Below are 7,925 nucleotides of genomic sequence, written 5' to 3'. Positions count from 1 at the left end.
CGTCTGCGTGACGCTGGGCAGGCACGGCGTGCTGGCGCTGATCGAAGGCCAGCCGCTGATCGTTCCCGGACGCGCGGTCAAGGCCGTCGACACCACCGGGGCCGGCGATTGCTTCGTCGGCGCGCTGGCGGCGCGGCTCGCGGGCGGAAAGCAAATTCGCGACGCGCTGGATTTCGCCAACGCCGCGGCGTCGATCTGCGTGCAGCGGATGGGCGCCGCGCCTTCGATGCCGACGGCGGCGGAGGTTGAGTCGCTGTTGGGAGCTACTTGAGCATCCCCATTTGACGCGGCAGCCACAGCGTCAATTCGGGGATCAGCGTGATCGCGATCAGCGACATCAGGAGCGGGACGAGCCAGGGAAGGATCGCCATCGTGGTGCGCTCGATCGAGAGCTTCGCGATCCTGGACAGCACGAACAGCACCATGCCGAGCGGCGGGTGCAGCAACCCGATCATCAGATTGAGCGTCATCACCACGCCGAAATGAACCGGATGGATGCCGACCTTGAGGATGATCGGCATCAAGACCGGCACCAGAATGCTGATCGAGGCGATCGGTTCGAGGAAGCAGCCGACCACCAGCAGCAGCACGTTGATCAACAGCAGGATAACATATCTGTTGTCCGTCAGTTGCAGCAGCGCTTCGGCGCCTGCTTCCGTCAGCCGCGTCGTCGTCAGCACCCATCCGAACAGCGACGCCGCGGCAACGATCAGCAGCACGCCCGCGGTGGTCTCGATGGTGTCCATCGAAACCTTGTAGAACTGCTTCAGCGACATCGACCGGTACAGGAAAATACCGAGGATCAGCGCCCACGCGCAGGCCGCGATCGCGGCCTCGGTCGGCGTGAACCAGCCAAACGTCATGCCGCCGATGATGATCGCCGGCGTCAGCAGCGCCGGCAGCGCCGCGATGAAGGTGCGGCCGAGCGTGCGCCAGCGAAACGCCTGGTCGCGGCCCATGCCGTAGCGGCGCGCGCAGTAGCTGACATAGAGCATCATGAAGACGGTCATCACCGCGCCCGGAATGAATCCGCCGAGAAACAGCGCGCCGATCGAGACATTGCCCATCATGCCGTAGATCACGAACGGCAGCGACGGCGGAATGATCGGACCGAGCGTGGCGGACGCCGCGGTGACGCCGACCGAGAATTCGGTGTCGTAGCCGTGGTCCTGCATCGCCTTGATCTCGATGGTGCCGAGGCCGGCGGCATCGGCGATCGCCGTGCCCGACATGCCGGCAAAAATCACCGACCCGAAGATGTTGACATGGGCGAGACCACCCTTCATCCAGCCGCAGGTCGCCACCGCGAAATCGTAGATGCGGTTGGTAATCCCGGCGGAATTCATCAGGTTGCCGGCGAGAATGAAGAACGGCACCGCCAGCAGCGGGAAACTGTCGAGCCCGCCGGCCATGCGGTGCAGGATCACGAAATCCGGAATGCCGGCGATGAAGTGGGTGTAGAGCAGCGCGGAGAACGCCAGCGCGATGAACACGGGAATGCCGGCCAGCAGGGCTGCGAAGAAAACGAAAATCAGGATCGGCATCGTTCAGCCCAGCTCTCAATCAGCGTGAATTTGGTCGGTGACTTCCGGCGCCCGGCGCCAGCCGTCGCGGGCATTGCGCCAGACCACCTGGATCTGGCGCACCAGCATCATGAAACAGCCGAGGCCGACGATGCCGTAAACGATGCTCATCGGTAACTCGAACACGGTCATGCGCTGCGAATGCATGCGCTCGACGATCGTCACCGAGAAAAACGCCAACATGCCCATGAAGCCCAGCGTGACGAAATCCGCGAGCGCCAGCAAAGCCGACCTCAGCGGACTGGGCTTCATCAGGTTCGACAGCAGCTCGACCGCGATGTGCGCCTTCTTGCGTGTCACCACCGCGCCGCCGATGAACGCCAGCGACATCAGGCCGTAGCGCGCGATCTCCTCGGTCCAGGACAGGCTGTCGTTCAGGACATATCGCGTGAAGAACTGCAGGAACACGATGAAGGCCAGCGCCCAGAACAGCACGAAGGCGATCCAGTCCTCCGGGTGGTACTCGATCACAACCTCCTCGTCCTTGGCGACGATCAGGTGAACGTCATCGGGCGGCGCGGCGCCGGATTCGGGATTGGTGCTCATGCGGAAGTGCCCTTGGATCGCGAGAAACTCTTCCGTCGTCCCCGCGGAACGCGGGGACCCATGACCACCGCTGTCTCATGTGACAGAAGGCGTCGGCCACTGTGCCCAAGAGAACTGGCACGGCGTATGGGTCCCGGCTCGCGCTTCGCCGGGACGACGTGGAAAAACCTACTTCAGCGACTGCAGCGAATCATATTCCGCCTGACTCCAGCCGGCGCCGGCGGAAGCATCATTGTGCAGCGGGACCGCCGCCCTGCGGAACGCCTCGCGGTCGACCTCGACCACGGTCTTGCCGAGCTTGCGCAGCTCGTCGGCGATTTTCTGCTCCGAGGCGCGGATCTGGTCCGACGCATTGGCGGCCGCCTGCACCAGCACCTCGGTGAACATCTTCTTTTCGTCGTCCGACAGCTTTGACCAGACATGCGAGCCGACGATGGTGAGCAGCGACTCGACGATATGGCTGGTCAGCATGATATGGCTCTGCACCTCGTAGAACTTCTTGGCCATGATGGTCGGCAGCGGGTTCTCCTGACCGTCCACGGTGCCCTGCTGCAAGGCGAGGTACACTTCGGCGAAAGCGATCGGCGTGGCGTTGGCGCCGACCGATTTCGCCAGCATCAGATAGAGCGGCGCCGGCGGCACCCGCAGCTTCATCCCCTTCATGTCCTCGGGTTTTTTGATTTCCCTGTTCGCGGTCACCATGCGCTCGCCGTAATAGGTGAGCGCGACCACCTTGTGTTTGGTCTTGTCCTCGTAGCCCTTGGCGATGTCGGAGAACAGCTTGCTGTCGCGATAGGCCTTCCAATGGTTGAAGTCGCGCAGCATGAACGGCGCGCCGGAGATCGACAGCGGCTTGTGGATCGAGCCGGCGAACGAGGTGCCGGTATAGATCATGTCCACGGTGCCAAGCCCGAGCCCCTCATTGATCTGGTTCTCGTTGCCGAGCTGGGACGCCGGAAACACCTGGATCTCATACTTGCCGCCGGTGCGCTTCTTGATTTCGTCGGCGGCCCACAGCGCCTGGCTATGATAGGGCTCGCTGATCTCGTAGACATGCGCCCATTTCAGCTTGGTCTGGGCCGAAGCCGGTGCTGCGATGGCTGCCGCGATGATGAAAGCCGTCGATAGCCCTAGACGGCGCGTCCACACGGACATGGTTCCCTCCCCTGAAGTTATTCCCTCAAGGCCTCATCGACAGGCCTTCCGCCGGCAGCGTCGCCGATATGACCGGCCGACGCAAGTGGCCGCGAACCGGGCTCAAGCCAGCGCGCGCTTCAGATCGAAGCCGGTATCCGCGGCCTGCTCCGGCGTGATCGAGCCGTTGGCGGCCAGCAGGCGGCGTCCGAACATGTGATCGCCGGCGCGGTTGACCGATTCGATGCCGACGAGTTGCCCGGCCGCGTAGCAAAAGGCGGAAAAGGCATTTTGCGCCCGATCGCCGCGCACCACCACGCGATCGTAGCCCGTCGTCAGGCCGACCATCTGGAGCTTGTCCGGGCCCTGATCGCTCCAGAACCATGGCAGCCCATCATAGATCTTGGCATCGCCGGTCAGCCGCGCCGCGACGCAACGCGCATGGTCGGTGGCGTTCTGCACCGACTCCAGCCGCAGCGAGCCGCCGAACCGCCGGCTCGCAAACAGCGCGCAGTCGCCGACCGCGGAAATGTCCGGATCGGATGTGCGCAGGTTTTCATCGACGATGATGCCCGCCGCCGCCGGCAGGCCGGCCGCCGCCGCCAGTTCGACATTGGGCAGCACGCCGACGCCGACCACGACGAGATCGGCGCCGATGTGCCGGCCGTCACTGAGGCTGACGCCGGTCACCTTGGCGCCGCTGCTCTCGATACCGGTGACCTGCACGCCGAGATGGATGCGAATGCCCGCCGCGGTGTGCCTTAGCTGAAAGAATTCGGAGATTTCCGCCGTCACCGCCCGCGCCATCACGCGGACGCCGAGTTCGATGACGTCGACTTCAAGCCCCTTGGCCCGCGCGGTCGCGGCGAATTCCAGGCCGATGAAGCCGGCCCCGATCACGACCGCGCGCCGGCCGGGCGTGAGGAGGTGCCGCAGCGCCTCGCTTTCATCGAGCGTGCGCAGGTAACGCACGGCTTCGAGACTGGCATTGGGAATATCGAGCAGGCGGTTGCGCGCACCCGTGGCCAGCACCAGATGCCGGTAGTCGAGCGAGGCGCCGGACGCGAACAAAACCTTGCGGGCGCTGCGATCGATCGAGGCCGCGTGATCGGTGATCAGATCGATATTCTGGTCATGATAGAACTTTTCCGGCCGGAACATCAGGCTGTCAGGCCCGCCCGTGCCCTTCAGATAGGCCTTGGACAGCGGCGGCCGCTGGTAGGGCAAATGGCCCTCATCGTTGATCAGCGCGATGCGTTCGCCAAAGCCATTTTGACGCAATGAGGCCGCGAGCTGAAAGCCCGCATGTCCCGCGCCAATGATGACAACCGGTCCCTGCGCCATGTCCGGCGCATTTTGCAGACTGGCCGGGGATTGTCACCCCTCCCCTTCTGTTATCTAAATGCCCGGCAATCTTCCCGGACCCGAGGTCCCTTTCATGCCGACATCCGATACCGCCTCGTCAGGCGATCCGGCGCTGCTCACGATCGACGGCCCGATCGCCACCATCACGCTCAATCGGCCCGCGGCCTTCAACTCGATCGATCTGTCGATCGCGCAGAAACTGGAGCAACTGGGCGCGAAAGTCGAAGCCAACGATGATATCCGGGTGCTGGTGATCGAAGGCGAAGGCCGCGCCTTCAGCGCCGGCGGCGATCTGCAGACCATCGGCGCCGCCGCCGCTGCCGACACCATCGCGCCCGTGGTCGGCGAACTGTTGAAACATTATCACGCGTTCATCGAGACGGTACGGCGGATGCCGAAGATCGTGCTGGCCAGCGTGCATGGTTCGGCCGCCGGCGCAGGCATGGGCCTCGCCTTTGTCGCCGACCTCTGTATCGCCGCCGACAACGCCCGCTTCACGCCCGCCTATGCCAGGATCGGCGTGTCGCCCGATGGCGGCAGCACCGTCGGCATGGTCGGCACCGTGGGCACCCGTCGGAGCTTGCAGATCTTTCTGGCCGAAGACGGTTTTTCCGCGCAACAGGCTTATGATTGGGGCCTGGTCGCCAGGGTCGTTCCAGCGGCCGAGCTGAAAGCGGCGACGCGGCAATTCGCCGAACGGCTGGCACAGAACTCGCCGGCCGCGATCGCGGGCACCAAGTCGCTGGTCTACCAGGCCGCGGTCACGCCCACCCGGCAGCAACTCGATGCCGAGGAGCGGAAGATCATCGAAGCCATGCACACCGACGAGTTCCGCGTCGCGGTGAAGAAGTTCACCAGCAAGGGGAAGTAGCAGCTCTCTCCACCGTGGTCCCCGTGGAATGCGGGGACCCATAGCCACAGGGCTTCGTTGTTGGAGAAGGCGTCGGCCATCTTGTCGTCAGCCGATGCCGCGCACTCGGTGCGCCCCCTCTCCCGCTTGCGCGGGAGGGCCGGGGTGGGGGCAAGCCGCGGGTGACGGCGTTGGTTGGGTAGCGATGGCGTGCGATGATCGTTAGCCCGTCTTCGCGGATTGGCGGGTTTTGGAGAAACCCACTCGTTGTAAATCAATGGGTTAGATCAAAAGGTCTTCACTACGGCGGGTGGCCTGGTTGGCGGCGGCCGTGGTGATCCTGGGCGGCGGCTGCGGTGGCAGGCGGAGCTTCAGCCGGTCGATTACAAGCTGCAGCTCGGGTTCTGGATGGGTGTAGCGGGTGAGCAATATCTCGCGCCCGTCGTTGGTCGGCAGATGGACATCGATCATCTGGACGGCGGCGAACTTTTCGAGCGCGCTGCGCGCGGTGAGCCCGGGTGCCAAAGCATGGAGACGGCGCGTCAGCGTGATCTGCATGCAGTAAGCAAGAAAGGCGACGAAGATGTGGGCCTCGATCCGCTTCTCATCCTGATGAAAGATCGGACGGATCGCCAGATCGCCTTTGAGATTGCGGAAGGCCTCTTCGACGGCGACGAGCTGCGTGTAGTATTGCCATAGCTGGGCGGGATCATTTTCGGTGAGATTGGTGCGCAGCAGATAGCGACCTTCGCGCCGCCGCGTTGTTCTCAGCTTCTTTCGATTGAGCGCGAAGATGAAGCTCGGGCGCTCCTTGTCGATCTCGACATTGACCAGACGCCAGGCGGCCGGCGCTTTGGAGCGCGCACCGCCGAGTTTCATCAGTAGTTCTTCGCGCGAGATTTCCATGGTGGCGATTTGCCGGAGCCGTTTCCACAGCCATTTCAACTGCCGCCGTCGCATCGCCCGTTCCTTGGTGACGCGATCATGACTTTGCGCGAAGACATAAAGCTCGCCGTCCTCGGCCAAAAGCTTGACCTTCACGCCCTCCCGCGCATCCTGCCAGGGTTTTTGCAGCAGGTGTTTTTCCAGCCGGTTCAGACGGCCCTTCGGCGTTCCCACCAGATACTGCACCGGCGGATTGCTGTTGCGCATCTCGGCCAGCACCGCCTCGGTCGGCACGCCGCGATCCATCACCCAGACCCGCCGCGCCTTGCCGTATTGCTGCTCGATCTTGCCAAGGAACATCCGCAGCGTCTTGCTGTCGGCGGTGTTGCCGGGCAGCACCTCGTAAGCCAGCGGCAAGCCGTCGGGCGTCACCACCAGCGCGATCACCACCTGCGGGCAGTCAGGCCGCTTGTCGCGGCTGTAGCCGTGGCGGCGCTTGCTGCCTTCCGGCAAATCCGAGGCGTTGACCTCGAAGTAGGTGCTGGTCAGATCGTACAGCAGCACGTCGAAATCGGCGTTGAACAGATCGCGCCAGCGCCCGACCAGATGCGAGAACAGCGCTTCCTTATGCTCCAGCAGCAGATCGTGGCAGGCGTAGAGTTTATGCTCTTCCGCAAGGCCGAAGTCCGCACCCAACAGATCGGCCATCGCGCTGTTGCCGAACCATTGGCGATGCAACCGCCACTCGCTGCCCGGTGCGATCAGCCGGTAGGTGGCGAGAACCTGCAGGATGTGATCCCACCGCGTTCCCTTTCGGCTCGGCGGCAGGCGATCGGCCCAGAACCGATCGAGCTGAAGCTCCTGCCACAACTGCCCGGCCAGCCAGCAGGCGCCCCATTGCCGCGGACGACGAAGCTGCATCTGCGACAGCCGAAGCTGAACGACGGACGCGTCGCCTCCGATCGCCTCGCATCGATCCTCCGGAAACAGCGCCAGCGTCCGGGCACGGCCGGCATCCACGTCGAACACTTCGATCGCCTTGCGCCACGCCGCTGCCTGTGAGGAGTTGATCTCGCCGAGATACAGCACATGTCTCTGCACCACCCGGCCATCATCGAGACGCTTGTTCTCGACCACGTTCCAGTAGTGGTGCGTCTTGCCGCTCTTCTTTCGCTCGGTGCGTCGCAGAAACATGGTGCGACGAATCTATCCGCAACGAACCCCGCTTGGGAATCGGGTAGGTCTTCACTACAGCCGTTTTTGGCCAAAACGGAAGACCTCGCTCGTTGCAAATCAAATACTTAGCCGGCTAAAAAATCTCGAAATCCGAGTTTTCGAGCGCGAATCCGCGAACTCGGGTTAGGGCGGCGCGAGTTTCAGGAAGTTTGGCGGCCTGCGCTCGGCGAAGGCTGTAAAGGCCTTGCGCGCCTCCGCGGTACTCAGTCGGCAAATTTTTCGCCTTCCGCGCGGCAACCAGCGGACGGCTCGGTCGCGCCAGTGTTTAAACGTTCAGAAAAATGATCGATCACTTTGGCGGCTTGGCGAGCCGCACATTTCGACGA

General features: G+C 63.5%; 7 protein-coding genes. 2 read left to right on the top strand and 5 right to left on the bottom strand.

The window, feature by feature from the left end; all coding sequences use genetic code 11:
- Positions 1-271 (top strand): PfkB family carbohydrate kinase (locus tag WCE35_RS04630; protein WP_424592166.1); only part of this gene is annotated, 271 nt, incomplete at its 5' end.
- Here the strand turns inward: WCE35_RS04630 and WCE35_RS04625 are convergent.
- The 4 genes from WCE35_RS04625 to WCE35_RS04610 form a co-directional block, all read right to left on the bottom strand.
- Positions 264-1,544 carry a TRAP transporter large permease gene (locus tag WCE35_RS04625; protein ID WP_424592165.1) on the bottom strand — a complete coding sequence of 427 codons (1,281 nt, stop codon included), beginning with the start codon at positions 1,542-1,544 and terminating at the stop codon, positions 264-266. The two genes, WCE35_RS04630 and WCE35_RS04625, sit on opposite strands and share 8 nt — an antisense overlap.
- 15 nt (positions 1,545-1,559) lie before the next feature.
- On the bottom strand, positions 1,560-2,129 hold the full coding sequence (locus WCE35_RS04620) for a TRAP transporter small permease (protein WP_424592164.1): 570 nt from the start codon (positions 2,127-2,129) through the stop codon (positions 1,560-1,562).
- Positions 2,130-2,297: 168 nt separating this feature from the next.
- Positions 2,298-3,284 (bottom strand): sialic acid TRAP transporter substrate-binding protein SiaP, encoded by a 987-nt coding sequence (locus WCE35_RS04615; protein ID WP_424592163.1) that lies wholly within the window; start codon positions 3,282-3,284, stop codon positions 2,298-2,300.
- Between the two features lie 102 nt (positions 3,285-3,386).
- On the bottom strand, positions 3,387-4,607 hold the full coding sequence (locus WCE35_RS04610) for an NAD(P)/FAD-dependent oxidoreductase (RefSeq protein ID WP_424592162.1): 1,221 nt from the start codon (positions 4,605-4,607) through the stop codon (positions 3,387-3,389).
- A 94-nt stretch (positions 4,608-4,701) separates the two neighbouring features.
- On the opposite strand from WCE35_RS04610, the gene WCE35_RS04605 reads away from it, so the two are divergent.
- Entirely contained in the window at positions 4,702-5,499 is a 798-nt protein-coding gene (locus WCE35_RS04605; protein ID WP_424592161.1) for an enoyl-CoA hydratase/isomerase family protein, read from the top strand.
- 261 nt (positions 5,500-5,760) lie between these two features.
- Here WCE35_RS04605 and WCE35_RS04600 read toward each other — a convergent pair whose 3' ends face one another.
- Positions 5,761-7,557 carry an IS1634 family transposase gene (locus WCE35_RS04600; protein WP_424592160.1) on the bottom strand — a complete coding sequence of 599 codons (1,797 nt, stop codon included), beginning with the start codon at positions 7,555-7,557 and terminating at the stop codon, positions 5,761-5,763.
- Positions 7,558-7,925 lie beyond the last annotated feature (368 nt).

The sequence above is a fragment of the Bradyrhizobium sp. genome (assembly GCF_049691595.1).
Classification (GTDB): Bacteria; Pseudomonadota; Alphaproteobacteria; order Rhizobiales; family Xanthobacteraceae; genus Bradyrhizobium.
The sequence above is the reverse complement of the archived record's forward strand: the minus strand, read 5'-3'. Positions and strand labels throughout refer to the sequence as shown.

Coding starts and splice junctions, on each gene's coding strand:
- WCE35_RS04625 (WP_424592165.1), bottom strand. CDS start 1,544: ATGCCGATCCTGATTTTCGTTTTCTTCGCAGCCCTGCTGGCCGGCATT.
- WCE35_RS04620 (WP_424592164.1), bottom strand. CDS start 2,129: ATGAGCACCAATCCCGAATCCGGCGCCGCGCCGCCCGATGACGTTCAC.
- WCE35_RS04615 (WP_424592163.1), bottom strand. CDS start 3,284: ATGTCCGTGTGGACGCGCCGTCTAGGGCTATCGACGGCTTTCATCATC.
- WCE35_RS04610 (WP_424592162.1), bottom strand. CDS start 4,607: ATGGCGCAGGGACCGGTTGTCATCATTGGCGCGGGACATGCGGGCTTT.
- WCE35_RS04605 (WP_424592161.1), top strand. CDS start 4,702: ATGCCGACATCCGATACCGCCTCGTCAGGCGATCCGGCGCTGCTCACG.
- WCE35_RS04600 (WP_424592160.1), bottom strand. CDS start 7,557: ATGTTTCTGCGACGCACCGAGCGAAAGAAGAGCGGCAAGACGCACCAC.